Source organism: Paenibacillus sp. PAMC 26794, from assembly GCF_000316035.1.
Taxonomy (GTDB): Bacteria; Bacillota; Bacilli; order Paenibacillales; family Paenibacillaceae; genus Paenibacillus.
The window spans coordinates 19,648-38,232 of the sequence record NZ_ANHX01000003.1 but is presented as its reverse complement, the minus strand read 5'-3'; the positions used below and the strand labels follow the sequence as shown (position 1 = coordinate 38,232).

At 38.6% G+C, this 18,585-nt stretch carries 15 protein-coding genes; 3 read left to right on the top strand and 12 right to left on the bottom strand.

All coding sequences use genetic code 11. The features are described from left to right. Window positions 1-17: 17 nt before the first annotated feature. Together D829_RS0101140 and D829_RS0101135 are read right to left on the bottom strand one after the other, a co-directional pair. Complete coding sequence (locus D829_RS0101140; RefSeq protein WP_017686994.1) at window positions 18-1,898, bottom strand: AAA family ATPase; 1,881 nt, start codon at window positions 1,896-1,898, stop codon at window positions 18-20. Next, entirely contained in the window at window positions 1,880-4,099 is a 2,220-nt protein-coding gene (locus tag D829_RS0101135) for an AAA family ATPase (RefSeq protein WP_017686993.1), read from the bottom strand. The genes D829_RS0101140 and D829_RS0101135 overlap by 19 nt, the downstream gene beginning before the upstream one ends. 403 nt (window positions 4,100-4,502) lie before the next feature. On the opposite strand from D829_RS0101135, the gene D829_RS0101130 reads away from it, so the two are divergent. Then, window positions 4,503-5,114, top strand: a complete 612-nt coding sequence (locus D829_RS0101130; RefSeq protein ID WP_017686992.1) for a TetR/AcrR family transcriptional regulator — start codon at window positions 4,503-4,505, stop codon at window positions 5,112-5,114. A 106-nt stretch (window positions 5,115-5,220) separates the two neighbouring features. Here D829_RS0101130 and D829_RS0101125 read toward each other — a convergent pair whose 3' ends face one another. From D829_RS0101125 to D829_RS0101085, 7 genes are all read right to left on the bottom strand, one after another. Further along, window positions 5,221-7,518 carry a glycoside hydrolase family 66 protein gene (locus D829_RS0101125; RefSeq protein ID WP_241230720.1) on the bottom strand — a complete coding sequence of 766 codons (2,298 nt, stop codon included), beginning with the start codon at window positions 7,516-7,518 and terminating at the stop codon, window positions 5,221-5,223. Between the two features lie 107 nt (window positions 7,519-7,625). Continuing rightward, window positions 7,626-8,504, bottom strand: a complete 879-nt coding sequence (locus tag D829_RS0101120; protein ID WP_017686990.1) for a carbohydrate ABC transporter permease — start codon at window positions 8,502-8,504, stop codon at window positions 7,626-7,628. Window positions 8,505-8,519: 15 nt separating this feature from the next. After that, entirely contained in the window at window positions 8,520-9,419 is a 900-nt protein-coding gene (locus D829_RS0101115; RefSeq protein WP_017686989.1) for an ABC transporter permease subunit, read from the bottom strand. Window positions 9,420-9,492: 73 nt separating this feature from the next. Continuing rightward, window positions 9,493-11,139 (bottom strand): extracellular solute-binding protein, encoded by a 1,647-nt coding sequence (locus tag D829_RS0101110; RefSeq protein ID WP_017686988.1) that lies wholly within the window; start codon window positions 11,137-11,139, stop codon window positions 9,493-9,495. A gap of 53 nt (window positions 11,140-11,192) precedes the next feature. Then, the gene (locus D829_RS0101105) at window positions 11,193-12,815 is read right to left on the bottom strand and encodes an alpha-glucosidase (RefSeq protein WP_017686987.1); all 1,623 of its coding nucleotides are present in this window, start codon (window positions 12,813-12,815) and stop codon (window positions 11,193-11,195) included. A gap of 284 nt (window positions 12,816-13,099) precedes the next feature. Then, entirely contained in the window at window positions 13,100-14,092 is a 993-nt protein-coding gene (locus tag D829_RS0101100) for a substrate-binding domain-containing protein (RefSeq protein WP_346773273.1), read from the bottom strand. Window positions 14,093-14,782: 690 nt separating this feature from the next. Continuing rightward, the gene (locus tag D829_RS0101085) at window positions 14,783-15,376 is read right to left on the bottom strand and encodes a YdeI family protein (protein ID WP_017686983.1); all 594 of its coding nucleotides are present in this window, start codon (window positions 15,374-15,376) and stop codon (window positions 14,783-14,785) included. A 261-nt stretch (window positions 15,377-15,637) separates the two neighbouring features. Between D829_RS0101085 and D829_RS0101080 the strand changes: the two genes are divergently transcribed. Further along, complete coding sequence (locus D829_RS0101080; protein ID WP_017686982.1) at window positions 15,638-15,859, top strand: hypothetical protein; 222 nt, start codon at window positions 15,638-15,640, stop codon at window positions 15,857-15,859. 16 nt (window positions 15,860-15,875) lie between these two features. Next, window positions 15,876-16,382, top strand: coding sequence for a membrane protein insertion efficiency factor YidD (yidD, locus tag D829_RS34345; protein ID WP_346773271.1), 507 nt, complete (start codon window positions 15,876-15,878; stop codon window positions 16,380-16,382). Between the two features lie 42 nt (window positions 16,383-16,424). Here the strand turns inward: yidD and D829_RS0101075 are convergent, their stop codons facing one another. The 3 genes from D829_RS0101075 to D829_RS0101065 form a co-directional block, all read right to left on the bottom strand. Then, window positions 16,425-16,901 carry an EVE domain-containing protein gene (locus D829_RS0101075; RefSeq protein WP_017686981.1) on the bottom strand — a complete coding sequence of 159 codons (477 nt, stop codon included), beginning with the start codon at window positions 16,899-16,901 and terminating at the stop codon, window positions 16,425-16,427. Between the two features lie 26 nt (window positions 16,902-16,927). Next, window positions 16,928-17,464, bottom strand: coding sequence for a DinB family protein (locus tag D829_RS0101070; protein WP_017686980.1), 537 nt, complete (start codon window positions 17,462-17,464; stop codon window positions 16,928-16,930). 67 nt (window positions 17,465-17,531) lie between these two features. Beyond that, on the bottom strand, window positions 17,532-18,479 hold the full coding sequence (locus D829_RS0101065) for a YafY family protein (protein ID WP_017686979.1): 948 nt from the start codon (window positions 18,477-18,479) through the stop codon (window positions 17,532-17,534). Between the last annotated feature and the right edge of the window lie 106 nt (window positions 18,480-18,585).

Below are 18,585 nucleotides of genomic sequence, written 5' to 3'. Positions count from 1 at the left end.
TATGGAATTTTAGAATACTATACCTTTTTTACATTTTCTTCTCCAAACCATAATTTAGCCTGATTGATAACAATCTCACTAGGGTTATGATAGAAAACTATTAAATTTTCTTTTGCTCGAGTGCAACATACATAGAATATTTTTTGGGTTCTTAAATAAACCGATTCTTTATCTGTTCTTTTACTAAATAAATAATCAAAATTATAATTATTCCATTTTCCATTATCTAGAACTAAAAGAACATTTTCGAATTCTTCACCTTTGATCTTATGTTGCGTAGAGAAAGGAGTATGTCCTTCTAAATAAGTGAACAAATTTCGAAATTCCTTAAACTTCACTTTCTTAACTCTATTATATATATACTCGTTTTCAATTATGAATTTATAAAAATCATCGTCTTTACAACAGAGTTGCCTCTCATCTGCAAAGTCAATAACTTCTTCGATTGTCAAATCGAACATTTGATCTATCCTAGTAATCGTTTCATTTATTTGTTTCTTTATATTTATTGAAGTAATTTCCAACTCTGTTCTCCTGATAAAATCATTATATAATTTATCCTTATAAAGTTGAATAATAGACTGTATTTTAAAGAGATGTTTTATTAAAGCATCCCTTTTAGTGCCTCCCTTATTTATATCTTGTTCATCTTGTTTCTTATCATCAATTAGGGAGTCCTTATTTAAATATATTTTACTGACTTTGGAGAACAATTCGTTTTTCATTTCATTATATAAAGCGTTATGAATAGGATTTTCTATAATAATATCTTTTCGTAATTTGTTTCTATTTTTTAAAGCGACCAAATCTACAACTTGATCAAAAGTATACTCTTCTCTAATTTGTATATTATCTTTTTTTATCTTATCCTTTAGTTTATTTTTTAAATCAATTATTGGATCTTTATCATAAATCTCCATTAATACCGAAAACCCTGCTTTTGGGGCAATTAAATTATGAGTCAGGTATAGCTCTTTTGTTTGCTTGGAATCTTCAAAATTCCAATTGTTAAAATACTCTGTCTCTCTAATATCACTAAGGTCATTGTTTAATGAGTATAAAAATTTTATATTACCTTCTTTTATGAGCCCTTCACACATGTTAGGCGCTTTGTCGTCAAGGGAAGGTTCCTGATGTAAGCCATCTGTTCTTATACTATTAGCTAAATTAATCACAGTTCTTGGATTCCTTCGATTTTGTTTTTTCCTAACTTCCTTAACACTCTGTTTTTGAATATAATTATTTAAATCACCAATGCCATCATCATATATTGATTGCATAGAATCCCCAAAAAAACCTATTATATTTTTTTTATTGCTTTGTTTTAGATGATCCAAAAAAATTTCAATAACTAATTGACTGGTATCTTGATATTCATCTATAAAAATAAATTTATAATTATCCTTTAAAATATCACAGAGTAAAGAGTACTTCCTGTACATTACATTTGATAACTCTAAAACTTCATCATGGGAAATTATCCCTTCCTTGACTCGAACATAATCTTTGTATTGGATACCTGACTCCAAAGAATCAAAATAATTAATATCAACATCATCAGGACTAGAGATTCTAGAATGTTCGTCATTTATAAGAAGAATTAATTCTTTTTTTAAATTTTTTTGGAAAGGTTTAATTGTATTCCATAAAAACTCATGAATAGTCATTACAGACAAGTTAGTGTGGTTTATTCTATCTTTGATTTCTTTAACAGCAGAATTTGTGTAAGTTATACAAGCAATTTTAGACGTCGGATTATCTTTTATCGCTTTCTTTATAACCATAACTAGGGAGTAAGTTTTCCCACTACCTGCGCCTCCACTTAACAAAAAATTTTGGTCATTTCGAATTAGTTCAAATATCTGTTCTACTTCAGGTTCTAATTGTTCTTCAGCCATAATAAACCTTCCTTAATGTAACTCGGAATATCCCAATTACAATATTTTTTATTATCTAAACTCTCCTTACTATTCAATAAAATTTCCATTGCAAAAGATGGCTTCTTATCTACACAACTCTCAGCCAAAAAATAAGAATCTTTTTCTTTATCTTCGAAATGTTTTATGTTTACTAAACTTTTGAAACTTTCTTTATTATCCAAAATAAATTGCTTATTTATATGAAAAAATGAATCTTCAAAGCTTCTCGCATGATATGCCACATTTAACGAATTAAGCTCAGATGTTTGATAAATAATCAACAAATTCCCTTCATTAGAGGGTATCCATTTTTTTGTTTCTGGGTTTTTCAAAAGTATTCTCTCTCTGTAATGCAGATTTATATAAAAATCTAAAATATCTACTTCTTCGTTGGACTCACTTAATATGTTTTCTGTAGTTGAAGCCACTTCGGTCTCATAATATGGAGAAGAGATATAATTATTGTAATTAATAAAATATTTTAATGAAGCATTTGTAGTTGTATAAGCTCCTTTATCAGTAACCCTACATTTTATATTCGAAATTTTTTCTTCACCACTTTTATTAATCTCAACTTTTTTCTTAGCAGAATCTATATCAGTAATTATAAGGGATTTTATCCCAATAAAAGCAATGAATTTTTCAAAAACATGAGAGTACGCCCCTACTTCTATAACAGAAATATTTTGTGATAGTAAAGGATTCTCTTCGTTCTCCTGATCAATCTTTTTCATCATTGCAGGTAATAATAACCTCTCTGTATCCCCCTCAATAAATATTGCTTTGTCTGCAAAAAACAACTCTGCTCGATGTAATGTCAAATACTGCTTTAGAAATTTAAAATTGCCGATCTGTCCATCCTTCTCGTATTCCTTTTCTAAATCTTTTAAATTTTTCGCGACAACTTGATTCTGATTAGTTTTATAAAAATATTTTATATCGTTAAAGTCGCTCTCTGCAGTGATATGGCAGGAATGAGTTGTGATAATAGTCTGTAAAGTAAACTTGTCACCATCCTCACCTTTACTCGCACTATTCAAAATATCTTTTATATTCTTTATAAATATGTATTGCATTTGTGGATGAGTATGAGCCTCTGGCTCTTCTATGAAGAGCAGATTTATATTTGCTGGTTTCTCATTCGATTTATTCTCACATCTAAATTCACTTAAAATAAGCTCAATCTCAAATATCATACTTATTAAATTTAAATATCCTAGACCATTATAGTTTTCTGGTAATGAGTGCTCTCCGTTATGGTCATACATCACTGTTGTATTATCTTTTAATAGTTCTTTATGTTGTAAGGTCGATACGATTTTAATAATTGAATCCCCTTTTTTTATACCTCCAAATCTCCCAACCTTCTCTATTATTTTCTCAAACAAATTATTATAAACTTCATTTAAATGCTTATCTGTTCTGCTTAGAATATCTTTGAACTCCTGAATTTTTTCTGACTCTTGATCCCTCTCTTCTTTCTTTTTATAGTAATTTGATGAAAGGATTGATAGTGTTTTATCTGAATCAATATTAGAAACATTTCTTTTAGCACTAATCATTTTAAAACTTATGACTTTTTCAATTTGAATCTTTTCTTTCAATAAATCAATATATTCACTTTCTATCTCAGTTGAAGCTTCAGTGTTGTAACCAATTGATTTTTTCGATAGTTGAAAATACTTCTTATAATTATTTCTCAGAAAAATGCTACCTTTATTTTCAATCTCATCATTTTTTATATTTTGTTTATCTTTGAACTCATTATATTCTTTTCTCATCTTCCTTAGATTTTCTTGTATTAGCTGATATTCAAATTTTAAAACAATCATTCTATGATTTGGATCTAAATCCAACATCAATTTACTTATATTGGATAAATCATCCTCTTCATCGTACTTTATAAATAACATCAATGATATACCTAGATATGTACTATTTTCTTCATATTCCTCAGCTTCTAATCTATTTATCAGATCTTTCAGAAAATCAATGTTGAAATCATCAAGAGAAAATGCATTTACGCCTGATCTTGAACCGATAAACTTTTCTATTATTGAAAGTAATGAAGTTTTACCACAATTATTTTTTCCAATTACTAAGGAGAATTCCTTTTCTAAATCAAGTTCAAGTGACTTGAGAAGTCTAAAATTCTCGATCTTAATCTTTGAAATTTGCATACTGTTCACTCCAATTCTAATAATAAGAACTTAAATTTCAATAATTTCTACCTCTAAGGCCTTGTTAGATCTGTTACATTTGACCTATAAAATCTTATTCTACATTTATAGACTATTTCCTCTACAAAAATTAGAAGAATTTTCAGAACTAGGACCTAGTAACTAAAATTACATTTAGACCAAACTACTCACTTGCTTTTGGTTGAATTTCACTCTAATGCAATTTACTCGCCATTCTATTATAAAATTATTAACTAATATCGCTATTTTCTAAGTAGCCATGAGTATCACCGTACCTATAAATTCATAGTGTTTTCAGTATATATTTAAAATATTGACACCCCCCTCAAAAAGTTCTAACCTAATAACGAATAACCCATTCACTATTAAGGAGTCGTTCCCGATGGTGCAAGCCAAGAAAGAAGAAGTCAGGAAAGAGATTGAATACGCGGCGCTCAAGGTCTTTTTTGAAAAGGGTTATGTGGATGCCAAGATGAGCGATATCGCGGATGAGATCAATATTTCCGTGGGCAATATCTATACTTATTTTAAGAATAAGAAAGAATTATTCTACGCCGTCGTGCCTCCGGATCTCGTGGATTATTTAAAAAATGTGCTTGTGGAGACGATTCACTTTGATAATCAGACCTTGTTCGAGGAAACGGATAGCGAGCGAAAGTCGGCGCTGTTGCAGGAACAGGTGGATGTATTACGGAAATACCGAAATCAGATCGTCATCATCTTTGAAAAGGATAAAGGAACGATCTACACCAATGCCAAGAATGAACTTGTTGAGCTGATGATTGAAACCAAGAAGGCCTATCTGAAGAACCAATATAAACGGTATGAGATTGGTACCGAGGAGAATTTGATCTTGCTGAACATCCTCGCACACAACGTGATCGACATGAACCTGGATCTATTGAAGCGAGAGATGAGTGAGGACAGCCGGAAGAAAATATTCGAAGCGTTGTATGTATACAGACTGTACGGTATGAAGAGTCTCAACGAATAATACTCCATCTCATCATTTATATAATAAAAAGTTGGGCGGATGAACGTAATGTTCTCCTCCCAACTTTAAGTATTTGTTCGTCTGCAATCTCTGCGTTCAAAGAATACTATTGGTCTTTCAATTCTACTACCACGCTGTCAATTTGCAAATTTGTATCCCCTGACGCTGTTTGGGAGAATGTAATCTTCAGGCTGCCATTCGTCACTTTTACGGTTTTAGAAATGGTTGTATATTCCTCTCCATGAGGGATAGATACATAAACTGGCTTTCCCCCATAACCCGTTAATTGCATGCGACTGCTTGAGGGGTTGCCGGTATTCTGCTTTACCTTGGCGCTAACGGTGTAGGTGCCCGGGTTCAGACCAGAGACCGTTTGGAATACGCTGGCAGTATACGGCTCAGAACCATAAATCCAATACTTACTTCCTTCATAAGCATCATTAGAATCTACGCCATAAACAGCTGTTCCAGTATATGTCCATCCCTGTTGTCCATTCTCAAAATTACCGTTAACCACGTACTCCTTCATTGACGGATCTGTCTCACAGCCCGAATCTTCAACACTCATATAAATCATATTCCAATACTCCAAGGAAGGGACAGTAACTTTTAAATATTTTCCATTTCTATCTTTCCCCTTCGTAAAGGCCAACGGTTTCGATCGTCCATCATTGGCATCCGGCGAAGCCAGCCATACGCTGTTTACTTCATTCGAGTAGTAATACTTCATTTCGAAGTTGGAGATTTGCTGCGGTGTTTCCTTCTGTCCGTCATTGGCTCTCCAATCCTTCCGGCTTACTCCGAGCAAATTGATCATTTGAACGATCTCATATTGGCTATCTTTCTTGCCATAAGCCCAAATTTTGTTGGCATCTCCATAAGCACTGCTGGCATATGCCGGAAACTCAATGCGATTCGTTGTCTCTGTTTGACCATCGCGAAGCAGGTTTTCGTAAGCTACAATGAAGTCATACAACTTGCTTATGCGATGCTGCAATTCTTCTGTCATGTACAAGTTCTGATCGGGAAAATACTCGTTGCTTAGCATATTACCGTTATCACCAAGCTCCATCCGTGCACCGCCAGCAGCATACACACTGGCACCTGTCAACATGACGGCCGCTGTATTAAACGGACTGCCTGGGTTCTGCTCACCGTAGTCGTAACTCATATAAGCGGGAACGACAAGTGATTTCCCTCCACTCTCTCTACGAGACTGTTCAATTTCTTTTTTTAGAGAGTAATAGGTGTCATACAGCATGCCGTCGCTATCTCGATCCCATGGCCAAATCTCAGCATAAAGTGCATCCACACTGGATTTGTTAACGTTTTCAATTCCTTGTGCGCCGACCGGATTAAAGACAAGTTTCTTGTCACCTATCGCTTGTTTGGCATTGTTTAAAAATTCCGTGTACGTGTCTTTTACATATAGGGTCTGGTTGTCAGCGGTTTTCATTTTTCCCCATTCGCCCACCGTATCACCATGCCATCCGTCAAAATCAAAGGTCTGAAACACCTTATTCATTTCGCCAAAAATATAGTTCTGCCACCCTGGATTTCTTGGATTAAAAAAATAGAGATGTGTTATACCCGTCGATGTGGAATCCGACATTTTAAAACTGAAATTCCCCTTCCCATTCGGGTTATCATCTGCATAATAGAGTGCCCAATCCCGCTCAACTCCATCTAGGTCATAACCAGATGTCGCAGCATAGATCATATTGTAAGCCATATTGGATATCCCTTTTGCTTTTGCCTGCGAGATGTAACTTTTAATTGTATCTTCGTAAATTACCCGACCTGACCAGTCTTCCCACTGAACCAGGTTCGCTGAAACAGGCTTGTGATGCCGGTACTTCCAATCATAATATTGCAAAACATTAATATGATAGTTTTTAAGCTTGTCGATTCTTTCCGTGGTATTGGTATTTTGACTGAAGTCCCAAACATACCCGTAACGAGGGAATTTAGTCCACGTAGAAGATACGTCAACGCCGACCGTGTCCGAGTCAACAATCGCTCCGGCAGCGTCTTTCACGTGCACTTCAATCAGATATCCTTTAAAATCGGACTCCGGGGCAATCCAATTGGCCATCATCATCAGATCTGTATTGTTATTCAAATCTAATGCCTTCGTTATGGTTTCACCGACCTGCTCCTGTAAATACTTTGCTGTAATCTCTACCGAACCTCCAACAATATTCCGTCCTAATTTGTTTTTCAGATCAATGTGGAGCTCGACGTTCGACCCAGGATCATACATTGCCTTATCTGTCGTTACATCATACAACAGCTTCCCCGTACTTGCTGCTTCACTTACATTCGGATGTAAAGCAATCTGGCTAAACAGCATAACTCCTATTAATAAAATCATTCGAGGGACTTTAATTCGATTTTTTCTCAAGAAAATCATCCTTTCTTCATTCGTATGTAAACAAATGGAAGCGTATTCATAATTTTATAATTCGAAGAAGGAGGCCGATTAAACCTGCCTTCTTCGGATTTCGTTCCTTATTCTTTCACTGATCCGATAACCAATCCAGAAACAAAGTATCTCTGCAAGAATGGATAGATTAACAACACAGGGATAATGGAAACTACAATTTTAGCTGCATTCAGCGTTTTATTCGAAACGGACGCTAGCGATTTTAATTGTGAAGGGTCCGTAACCTTCGTCACATCAACAGTCAATTGCTGAATATAGGTTTGAAGTGGATAGTTAGATGAGCTATTCATATACAGCAAACCGCTAAAGTAATCATTCCAATGACCAACCATTGAGAATAAACCGATCGTGGCCAATGCAGGCAATGAAATGGGAAGGAATATACCAAACAAAATTCTGAGTTTGGATGCACCGTCCATAACGGCAGCTTCTTCAAGCGCGTCCGGAATGCTTTTGAAAAAATTCATCAATAAGATGACGTTAAAGATGGGTACCGCCCCCGGCAATATAAGCGCCCATATCGAATCGATTAGTCCTAAACTCTTAATAACCATGAAAATTGGAATCATTCCACCAGAAAAAAGCATGGCAAATATCATACTATTCATATACATATTACGTGCATGAAAACTATGCTTATTTTTGGACAATGGATAGGCCATCAGAACAGATAACAATAAATTCAAAGCAGTACCAAGGACTACCCTCTCCACAGAAATAACAAACGAACGCCAAAACTGTGTATCATCGAGTAAAAGCTTATAGGCATTCAGATTAAAATTAACAGGCCATAGACCAACCAGATTGGCTTGGGCAGCTGATTTATCACTAAAGGAGATCGACACCATATTAAGCAGAGGTAAAAAGCATAGTGCGGTCAATAATAATAAAACAATCCATATACACGCATCCGCAAAGCGGCTTCCGAATGTTTTTGATCTCATTGGGCTCTCCCTTCCTTAAAAAATCCGCATTTTCACAAGTTTAATGGATAATTGATTTGCGGCTATAAGCAAGGTAAAAGACACCACTGATTTAAGCAAACCAACTGCAGTTGCAAAGCTATATTGTTGTCCAAGCAGACCAACACGATAGACATAGGTATCAATAACATCCCCGGTTTCATAGACAATCGGATTATACAGGGCAAAAATTTGATCAAAACCGGCGTTAAGGATATTTCCTAAGTTTAAAGCTGAAATAAGCATGATCGTAGGCAAGATTCCTGGAAGTGTAATATAGAGAAGTTGTTTGAATCTGCTGGCCCCATCAATTGACGAAGCTTCATAAAGCCCTGGATCAATGCCCGTTAGAGCGGCGAGATACACAATAGCCCCATATCCAAATCCTTTCCACACATCCGTACCAATGATAATTTCTCTAAACCAATCATTGCTTGCCAAGAAAAGAACAGGGTCTAATCCGAATAATTGTACGATTTGATTGACGGGTCCATTGTAGTCGAATACGTTAATGACAACAGCAGCCACAACCGCCCAGGATAGAAAGTTAGGTAGATACACGATCGTTTGAATCGTTTTTTTCGCCCATTTTAGTCGGATCTCGTTTAATAATAAGGCAAACACGATAGGTACAATGGTTCCGAAAATTATTTTCCCAAGAGCAATCACCACCGTGTTTCTTAGAATCTTCATGCTATCGGGAATCTCGAACATATATTTGAAATTTTCCAATCCCACCCAAGCTGATCTGAAAATCCCTTTCGCCGGAGTATAATCTTGAAACGCCATCAGGATGCCAAACATCGGGACAAAGCTAAAGATGATCAAAAAGATAAAACCTGGCGCCATCATCAAATGATACCCAAGCTGTCCCACCACTTTTTTCCCTTTTCTCATACTTTCCCATAACCTTCTTTCAAAAATGTTAGAAGTGGGCACAAAGCTTGACTTGTCCCCACTTCAACCCTATTTATTTATTCATGATGGCCTGTGTAACTTCGTTGGTTATGTCACTTCCTCCGGTTCTGTTCCAAGTATCGACGAAAGTATCAAAATAACTCAATGGCTCCTCACCCATCACAATCTTAAGAAAGGCCTCATCCTCCAACTTGACTAAGTTCGTCCATTTCAGCTTCATGCTCTTGGTTTGACCAAAGAATACAGGGTGTACATCATTTACTTTTGTTTCCGCCATTAATTTAGCTCCTACCATTCTGGACATGTATCCACTCCATTGATTGGCATCGGCTTTCTCCGGGTCTTTCATGTAACCTACGATTTTATCGTACGATGTTCGATCATCCAGCGTTAACGTTTCATATTCTTTCTCCCCGTCAACGGTCGCCTTCAAATCCTTGTACATTTGTGCGGTTGCATCGTTATAGTTCACCATAATTCCCAGCGGTTTGCCGCCATCGAATCCACCTTTAATAAATTCGACAACCGGTTCATAGTTCAGATCTTCATTTACCAGCTTGTCATTCAGTGCGCTGGTAAGTTTCGGAAGCAGCTCTGGATGCTCAAACCCTTTTCTCACTACATAGAATTCAGCGGCTGGATTTTGGGTGTATGCCGTTACTTCGCCGCTGCCATCTTTAGAAATAATATAGGGTCTCCAATCCGCATCATTATTTTGGCGTTTGGCATCATTTAGCGGATAATCTGCCGACCACCAAGGACCGAAGAAAGCGCCTGCTTCGCCGCTGATAATTACGGATTCAATGCTATCGCGCACAGCCATTTGCCGATCAATCAAGCCTTTTTTATACCAATCGGCGAGCAATCCTAAGCTCTGTTTGGTTTCCTCCGTAGTGGACCCGTATACAACTTTCCCATCTTTATCCAGCCATTGGCGAGGGTAGGATTGATAGGTGGCAAAAATATTATCGGCCTGAAATAGTGAGCCGTATAAACCACCGATAGATTTCGCAAGCACTAATCCTACGGTTTTCCCTTGTCCGTTGCCGCCAGGATCTTTTTGTACAAACTCGGTGAGGATTTTCTCCATATCTCCAACCGTCTTAGGTTCGGACAAACCCAGCTTATCAAGCCAATCTTTTCTTACCCATAACATCGTCGGAATATTGGCGTTAGAGGTTGATGGCATAGCCATAAGCTTCCCGTCAAACGTGGCTGCTTCCAGTGCTCTTCCCCCATAGGAAGCATATTTTTCTTTCACGATATCCGAGGTACTCGACTCATATACTTCTGTTAGGTCAGCGATCATATCATTATCAACCAATTGGCGTAATGTTTGCTCGTCAACTGCCATGATGTCGGGTAAATCGCCTGATGCTACAGCCATTGCTACTTTCTGATCATAGTTATCTCCAGATTGAGCCTCGAATTTATTTTCATTTTGAATATTCAGCGTTTCTTTCAAATACTGTGTGAAGGCATTGTCTTCGTAGCTTTGGCCTCCAGGCAGCTTAGGAATGCCTGGTGTCGATTTTCCGACGGTATAGGTAACGGTTTCAGCATATTTCCCATATGGCGTTAGTTCTTCGGCTGTCGCTGTTGAATTTGCGCCTTCAGGACTGGAACTTGTTGTACACCCCGCCACAAGAACGCTTACAGACATGAACAGTGCAGTCGCTGATATCAATATTTTTCTCATTCCATGCTACCCCCAACACTAAGATGTATTACAACAAGGTTCTGATCATTAATTTACACTTCAACAGCAAAAGCTTCGTAAGGATGTAATAACAAATTGGCAAAATCAACGGATTCCCGATCATAGTTGCTGATGATTATGTTCTGGCTTTGACCAAAGTTCGGCATATTCAAAGTCGCCTTTTCTGGACCGAAATTCGCAACTATGGCCCATGTTTGGCCTTGATCATGCCTTAGATACATGAATACGTGCGCTGGTGTATCTACCAATTCATAGTCTCCCCACACGAGAATAGGATTAGCTTTCCTTAACTGAATTAGTTGTCTATAACAATAAAAGATCGAATTCGGGTCTGCCAGACTGGCTGTCACATTCACTTCCCGATGATTAGGGTTGACGTGCAACCACGGTGTTCCTGATGTGAAACCGGCCTGTTCAGAATCATCCCATTGCATCGGAGTTCTGGAGTTGTCCCGCCCCTTAGCATTGATAGATTCAATAATTTCTTCATGTTTGTATCCGCTTTCGAATCGTTCATGATACATGTTAATGCTCTCAATATCCTGAACCTCGTTAATATCCGTTACAGGGTAGTTGGTCATTCCGATCTCTTCCCCCTGATAAATGTAAGGCGTCCCTTTCATGAGATGAAGCAGGATGGCAAACATTTTTGCACTTTCGACCCGATATGCGGAATCGTTCCCCCAGCGCGACACAATCCGTGGACAGTCATGATTGTTCCAAAACAGGCTATTCCAACCTTCGTTCCCTAAGGAGACCTGCCACTTACTAAGAACCTGTTTTAATTCGTTCACATCCAGTGGCTTAAGATCCCACTTTTCCTTCCCTTCTTGTTGATCCAAACCAATATGTTCAAATTGGAAGACCATGGACAACTCGTTGCGCTTGGGGTCCGAGTACAGCTTGGCGATTTCAGGTGTAGCCCCCCAGGTTTCTCCAACGGTTAAGACATCGTATTTCCCAAAGGTTTCTCGGTTCATTTCCTGCAAATAATCGTGCAGCTTAGGCCCATTGCCGGTTACTCCCAGATCGGGGATTTTCCCCACCAAATCGATAACATCCATTCGGAAACCGCCGACCCCTTTTTCCAGCCAGAAGTTCATCATGTCCCATACTTCTTGTCTGACTTTCTCGTTCTCCCAGTTAAGATCCGGCTGTTTTTTACTGAAGAGATGAAGATAATATTGATTGCTCTCCACATCGTACTCCCATGCACTTCCACTAAAAGTTGAACGAAGGGAGTTGGGGACGTCGTTGTTTACCGGATCTCTCCAAATGTAATAATCACGGTATGGATTATCCTTGCTCTTCCGAGATTCAATAAACCACTTATGTTCATCTGAGGTATGATTGACAACTAAATCCATAATAATTTTGATATCGCGCTGTTCTGCTTGGTCAATTAACTCATCCATATCTTCCATTGTGCCAAACTCTGGCATAATAGCTTGGTAGTCGCTGATATCGTAACCGTTATCATCATTAGGGGACTGATAAACAGGACTTAGCCATATAGCCGTAATCCCCAATTCCTGCAAATAATCCAATCGGTTGATAATGCCTCTCAAATCTCCAATGCCATCGCCATTGCTATCCTGAAAACTTCGAGGATAAATCTGATATATGACCGCAGTCTGCCACCATTTTTGTTTCAAAACTTCCACTCCTTACTGTCCATCGTTTTGTGATAATTACTTAAACGTTTAAGTTGATTGAATCTCTCTAAAAGTGCTTAAAATACCTTGATTCAACATGATTCCCCTACCGAATGAATCCTTTTTAAACTTAAAATAATGTAGATCACTTGCATATTACGTAAACGTTTACTCTTTATCGTAAAAAAAGATTCTCACCTCCATAGCAGAATTACCTCCGATAGTATAGAGCGATTATCTACATACCGGAGCGTAATCATTTGCCTTATTACGTACAGTTAAAGTTATGTTTTAGCTTTTACGGTTTGTCTTTCCACAATGGAATGGCTAACGATACTGCTGGTAACCTCTCCCTGCTCTTCAATGAGTGTTATTAATTTCTCAACAGCAATACGTCCCATTTCAGCCAATGGTTGATGAATCGTTGTCAAAGGCGGATAAATGATTTTTGCTAAATTTAAGTCGTCGTAACCGATGATCGAAAGCTCTTCTGGAACCTTTATCCCTTTTTCAAAAGCCATTCCCATGGCTCCAATCGCCATTTCATCACTGGCTGCGAAAAGGGCTGTGAAAGGTGGTGCTTCCTCCAATAGCTTCGCCATAGCTGTTCTTCCGCTTTCCATATGAAAATTTCCGTAGGCTATTTTAGTTTTATCAAAAGGAATTCCGTGATCTGTAAGAGCTTGTCGGTAACCCTCAACACGAGGAATACCTGCTACAGTATCCCAAGAAGTTCCACCGATCATCGCAATGTCAGTGTGTCCTTTTTCAATTAAGTAGGCAGTTGCTTGATAAGAAGCTTGCCGATCATCGACCTTCACATACGGGATTGAGTATTTGGCAGAATGTGTGTTAACCAATACAACAGGCATCTTCATATTTTTCAACTGATGATAATATTCATCTTTCAATAGCTCACTAGTGAATACAACACCATCCACCTGTTTTTCCCGAAGAACCTGTAAATATTTCATGGTCCTTTTTCCATCTGCTGCTGTATTACATACGATTACACTGTAATCCTTTTCATTGGCAGCTTCCTCAATACCATAAAGAATCTCGGACGTGAACCCACTGGACACATTGGGAAACAAAACGCCAATGGTTTGTGTCCTTTTATTGATGAGTCCCCGAGCAATAGCGTTAGGGTGGTATCCAAGTTCTTCAACAGCTTCAAGGACTTTAACCTTTGTTTTATGAGAATAGCCATTTAAATTATGGAGCACTCTCGAAACTGTGGCTACGGATACGTTTGCCGCTTTGGCTACATCCTTAATCGTTGGAGTAATAGTCTCACCCCATTTCTTAAATATACGTCTTACGTAAACGTTTAACTGAAGTATAATTTCAACCCTTTAATTTGTCAACGACTCTTCTAAATGGGACAATGAAATCGCATTCACACCAATCAATCATTGAAGCCCTGAGGTACATTGGATATCGGCACACAGATCAAGGAAGTAGATGAGGTACTTAACTCTGTATGGTGAGTCAAGAATGGGATTGGCACGCTCATTATTGGCAACATCCCCTCAGTCAACAAAAAAACATGACCACCCGCCAGATGGGTGGTCATGTTCGGTTCATATTTTCTATTGTTCCATTAATCAAGTTCAAGAAAGATTAATGACTATGTTCTTGTATCTCAACTTTTTTTCTTGATCCGATCAATGCACTGCGTGTTATTCTAGCATCGTGGTACACAGCGAAGGCTTCGCTGAAATAGTTCAAGTAATCGGACTCGTGGGATTTGGGGGATAGAATAATCATTTTGCGTGCCAATTCGTCACGGTACAGTTCAAATACTGAAAAAGGTGCAAGAAGAACAAAAAAGCCAGGTATTAGTTGAAGATTGGTGCTCTCGGTTGGATATAAAAAAAGGCTTTTCCCAGACGTCATACGGATGACAGGGAGAAGCCTCTTGGAATTTGTATAAATCTAACGAATTTAGGAGTGTTAATTACTTATCAATCATTCAATCCTTTGCCCTCCAGGATCGGCTGCATGTACTTCTCGATTCGTGACACTTTTGTTTTGGATTGCTTTGGTTGTGAGAAATAATAGAGATATGCCCGCTGACGTCCGGGTGTCAGTGCTTCAAATGCATCTCGGAAAGCAGGATTCTCTTCGAACTGCTGCTGAAGTTCCTCAGGAACGCTATATTCAGCAGTCTTTTTCATTTCCACTTGCAGTCCGGCTTGTTCCACTTCAATCGCTTGCTGGATATAGGCTTGGATCATAGCCTCCTGCTCTACAATCTGCTCCAGACTGATGAAGCGAAGCTGGCGTTCTGCCTGTACATTCTCCGTTTGCTGGACCAAAATGTCGTGCGTATCCTTCAGCAGAGCACCTTTGAAGAACAGGATCGCCACGTATTCTTTGAATCCATGAATTAGTACGATGTTTTTCCCATCCAGCATGTAACAAGGGTGCATCCATTTCATATCTTCTGTCAGTTCAAAATCCCGAATAATCTCTCTCAGCTTTGTGGACTCTTCCTTCCACGTTTTGAGTTTCTTTAGATAGCCATCAACTTTGCGATTCCCACTTGTATCCGTCATGGAGAAATACCTCTCTTTATCTCATGGTTTTATAGGTTCAATTGTACTGGTTTTCAGTGGATTATACAGCGTAGCTTACAGAGCTTTTATTGACTTTTCCACTTGAATTTAAACCTTAATAGCAACAAAGACCATCCTGTTAGATGGTCTATCATTTAATTCAATCTCATCTAATAAGTTTCAATCGACAGTTTACCATACCCATAGTAAAATAATGGAATGCCTATTGCCATAATTCCAACATATGAAAGGATGATTTAAATGAGAGAGTACACAGTCGTTCCAGGTCCGAAAAATGTTCAAGTAAACCGAGGTGATACTCAGGCTGCTGTTAATTTATTTGCTGATATCATCAATCACAAAGCACAATCTGGATGGATCTATCAATCTATGGAGTCGCTATCCGTCACTGAGAAGCCCGGTTGTCTCCAGCAACCTGTTACAACACATCATTATATGCTGATTTTCTACAGAGAGATTTAATAATAGTACAACAATCATGAGAAACTCAGAATCTGAGGAACTGATATATAATAACATGCCATCCGAAGAAGAACTTATTAGACTCTTACATACACATCATGAAGAAAACGATCCTCGAAGCAGTTTCTATATAAGAACTCATGTTATTCCAGAAATCGATTGGTTAAAGTCTTTGCTTAACGTTTCACTTGCATTATTCACAGGGCTAATCATCTCTATAATATGTTTCTATCTCTTGAATCTATTCACCCCAGTATATGCTTTGCTAAGTGCCCAGGTTGTTTTCATAGCAAGTATGTTATTCATCGTTCTACGACGTGTTAGAGTGATCCTGATATGGAGTATTAGAATCTATCAACGTTTTGCCCCCATTGAAGTGAGGAACAAATGTCGTTTTGAACCAAGCTGTTCTGTGTATATGATTCAAGCTATTGAGAAATACGGGGCGATTAAAGGTCTTTCCTTGGGCATTCATCGTCTTCGCAAATGTAATATCAACGGTGGAGGATATGATTATCCATAAAGCAAAAAGGTCCATAGACTGTCTATGGGCCTTTTGGTTCTGTTAACATTTCTGGCTTAAGCTAATATCCAGTAGTGACAATGTCTCATTTTCCAACATGGAGGAAGCTATCATCATGAAGTCTTCAGCCCCAATTTCAAAGTGACCTTTACGAAATGGAAACCCCCAATTGCGATTCCCGCGTGTAAAAGTGAGTTGGTCTAACAACGTTGCTATCTTTACTTCTCGACACGGAAGATAACGGAGATCTCGGCGAAAGGGTACAAAGGATTCCGACATCTTATATTGGTATATCCTGTCATCGGTAATTTGACCAATAGCGGTAAACGCCTGAAGTGGCTGCCCTGTTGATATGTCTGTGCGTGGAGAATAGTATATCAACCAGTCACCCGCGGACATCTGTCGCAACAGCGCTGACTTCCCATGGCACAACTGCGCAAACCCTCCCTCTACGGCTACATTTACATGAAAAGCAGATACAACACCAATCCAATATCTGCTGTCCTGATTTGGTTTCATGGATATATCCCATCCCCTTCTCTCGTTTACATTTCCAGATTCGATATCAATCGATCCAATTGTAAAAAATGATGTCTGTAGTGCATCTCTATCAACAAAAACCACTCCTGAGCATTTAGAGCGCCAAGCCTTGGATGACGTATTTTGTTGTTTACGGACGCTTGGTGTAAAACAGATGCCGTGCTTCTCATCTGATCCACTACCTCGTGAAGCCCATCGATCAAGGACTCCATGCTCTCGTGTGGTTGCGGGGTGTACTGCGGGGAAGCAGGGACTTTAATTGGAACGGGAGGGAATTGTCCTAATTCGAACACTCTCCTACCCAGTTCTGTTTTTTCCTCCCCCAAGTTTAACGTCGAATCCTTGCTGCTCAAACACTGCTCAATATTATGCAGATGCATGAAAAGCGCTGATTGAATCAAATGAACATACATCTGTCCAATGGACCATTCCTCTTCACTTTGTTTTTTAAGTAAGCTACCCATATCCAATTTGTTCAGTTCTGCCAAATATCGTTCTACTGCCGTTTCAAATGATTTCAATACTTCCGTTGTACTTCTCATCCTTCAACCCACTCCTCTTGATCTGTGATATATCAAAGTATAAAAAAACACTACTGACAGGTGTATGTCAGTAGTGTTTTAAGATGTTTTTGGCTACTTCCTGCATTCGGAAGCGCAAAGACTCCGGCTCCAAGACCTCGATATCTCCACCCCAGCCAAGTAAATAATGCAATATTTCTTCCGGGTAGCGGACACGAAAATGAAAAACAACACCCTCCTCTTGCTCCTCAAATGCATCCATATAAAAATGAAGGGCCTCCATAATTTTGTCAGCGATTTCAGGTTTAGCCCTGATTAATACTTGTTCGTTACGGTCGTCAGGAGGTCGATAACTGTTTAGATCAAAATCCGGTGGCAAAAGGAATCGATTCTCCAGCACGGAAAGTTCAGTCATCCGTGACAAACGAAAATGACGAATGTCTTGTCGCATATCACAACGTGCAATTAACACCCAATTCTCCTGAACCAGTGAGAGTCCATATGGAGAAACCTCACGCAAGTTATACCGATTGCCATCCGTTCCTGGTATTTTTTTCAGGTACATAAAGCTGATTTTACGTTGATCCAAAATGGCATTACGTATCTGGTTAAGATATGTTTTCACCCGCGCTCTGGTTAAAGGTTCAACCGTATGAAGCAGTCGCATCGTTTCCCGAACACGTGTGGATTCATTACGAACGGATTCTGGTAAGATCGCTTCAATTTTCCGTTGAGCCGACTTAGCCTCCATCGCGTATTCTGTATCCAATCTCTGTTCGATAAAATCAGCTCCCATGAGCAGGGATACGGCTTCTTCTGCGGTGAAGCTTACCGGGGGCAGAAAATATCCTTCCATAAGGGAATACCCCTGACCCGGAGCACCCATAATCGGAACACCAGCCTCACTTAATGCCTGTATATCTCGATATATCGTACGTACACTTGTCTCAAATTGAGCAGCTAAATCTTCTGCTCTTAACATCTTTCTTCGCTGCAATTCAAGCGTAATAGCAAGCTGCCGCTCCGTTTTGTTCATTTTCTCCCCCCCACCGTTTCAACATCCAAACCTAACTCATTCTATCATAATAACTTGTTCTCGCGGCTTCTGCTGAGAACTGGCGGAACTAAAGATAGCAAAAATA

Bases quoted from the DNA above. Each gene is read 5' to 3' on its own strand.
- yidD (WP_346773271.1), top strand. From the start codon at position 15,876: ATGAGAAACTCAGAATCTGAGGAACTGATATATAATAACATGCCATCC.
- D829_RS0101080 (WP_017686982.1), top strand. From the start codon at position 15,638: ATGAGAGAGTACACAGTCGTTCCAGGTCCGAAAAATGTTCAAGTAAAC.
- D829_RS0101130 (WP_017686992.1), top strand. From the start codon at position 4,503: ATGGTGCAAGCCAAGAAAGAAGAAGTCAGGAAAGAGATTGAATACGCG.
- D829_RS0101135 (WP_017686993.1), bottom strand. From the start codon at position 4,099: ATGCAAATTTCAAAGATTAAGATCGAGAATTTTAGACTTCTCAAGTCA.
- D829_RS0101065 (WP_017686979.1), bottom strand. From the start codon at position 18,479: ATGAACAAAACGGAGCGGCAGCTTGCTATTACGCTTGAATTGCAGCGA.
- D829_RS0101110 (WP_017686988.1), bottom strand. From the start codon at position 11,139: ATGAGAAAAATATTGATATCAGCGACTGCACTGTTCATGTCTGTAAGC.
- D829_RS0101085 (WP_017686983.1), bottom strand. From the start codon at position 15,376: ATGACGGATACAAGTGGGAATCGCAAAGTTGATGGCTATCTAAAGAAA.
- D829_RS0101115 (WP_017686989.1), bottom strand. From the start codon at position 9,419: ATGAGAAAAGGGAAAAAAGTGGTGGGACAGCTTGGGTATCATTTGATG.
- D829_RS0101070 (WP_017686980.1), bottom strand. From the start codon at position 17,464: ATGAGAAGTACAACGGAAGTATTGAAATCATTTGAAACGGCAGTAGAA.
- D829_RS0101120 (WP_017686990.1), bottom strand. From the start codon at position 8,504: ATGAGATCAAAAACATTCGGAAGCCGCTTTGCGGATGCGTGTATATGG.
- D829_RS0101075 (WP_017686981.1), bottom strand. From the start codon at position 16,901: ATGAAACCAAATCAGGACAGCAGATATTGGATTGGTGTTGTATCTGCT.
- D829_RS0101140 (WP_017686994.1), bottom strand. From the start codon at position 1,898: ATGGCTGAAGAACAATTAGAACCTGAAGTAGAACAGATATTTGAACTA.